We start from the raw sequence: 1,062 nt of genomic DNA on the forward strand, positions 1-1,062 counted from the left end.
GTCCTGCGCCCAGACGATACGCGCGGCGATGTCGCCGCCGGTGACCCAATGTCCGAGCGTCGCCCCTCGCCTCGCCGCCGCGACCGCGCTGGCCGAAGCATCGCGCCAACCGCCGCCGGCGACGCCGCGGCTGACGGCGGCTGCGACGGCTGCGGCCGAGGCTATGGCGATCGAGGTGTTGTGCGTCGCCCGGCAAGTCTCCGCCACCTTGCCGACGAACGTCTCCAACGGTTCAAGCGGCATCATGATGCCGACAGGCGCGATGCGCATGGCCGCGCCATTGGTGTCGCCGCTGCGTCCCGCTTCCTCGGCCGGTACGCCATTGTTGATGGCATCGATGGCACGCTTGGTCGACGGCCCCAAAAGATCATAGCTGCCGCGCGCCTTGACCTCGCGCTCCCAGTCGAGCAGCGCATTGACCCAGCGCGCGTGGTCGAAACGGTCGCCGGATTCGACCAGGATGCGGCCGAGCAGCAGCGCCTGTTCGGTATCGTCGGTGATGGTTCCAGCGGCCAGGCCCTTCGACACCGGATGATCGGCGAAAGGCTCGATGAAATCCTCTACATGGCCGTAGAGTTCGGCAATGCGAGCCGGCGACAAAAGCTGCGTCGGCATGCCGAGCGCGTCTCCCAGCGCTCCGCCGACAAGCGCGCCCATGGCGCGATCGATGGTATTGCTGGTTGCATCCGACATCGCTTAGAACCTCATATGCAGCGCAAAATGTGCCGGATTGAGCAGGCTGGTGACATACTCGATCGGCCGATCGTCAGCCGCACGCGTCAACCGGCGCCCGCGCAGGAAGGGCGTGCCTTGTGGGCAACCGAGGATGGCCGCATCCTCGGCATTGAGCATCTCGATCTCGACCCATTCCTCGCCATGGTCGGGAATGAGGCCGGCGGCGCGCAGCGTCTGGTGCAGCGAGCCCTCGCGCAGTCCGCGCAACGGTACGTCCTCAAGCTCGGAGGACAATGGCAGCCGGCTGCGCTCGATGGAGATCGCATGGCCGTCGCTGGCGTTGGTGCGCACCCGGTCAACGGCAATGAAGAACGGGCTTTCGATAGC

Annotated in this window: 2 protein-coding genes; both read right to left on the minus strand. The window is 66.5% G+C overall.

Features of this window, described 5'->3' with window-relative positions:
• A partial coding sequence (locus EN906_RS35115; RefSeq protein WP_127375823.1) for an ADP-ribosylglycohydrolase family protein occupies positions 1–693 on the minus strand: 693 nt, incomplete at its 3' end.
• 3 nt (positions 694–696) lie between these two features.
• The coding region (locus tag EN906_RS35120; protein ID WP_164777653.1) for a GntR family transcriptional regulator at positions 697–1,062 on the minus strand (366 nt) is incomplete at its 5' end.

The organism is Mesorhizobium sp. M7A.F.Ca.CA.004.06.1.1 (assembly GCF_003999135.1).
GTDB lineage: Bacteria > Pseudomonadota > Alphaproteobacteria > Rhizobiales > Rhizobiaceae > Mesorhizobium.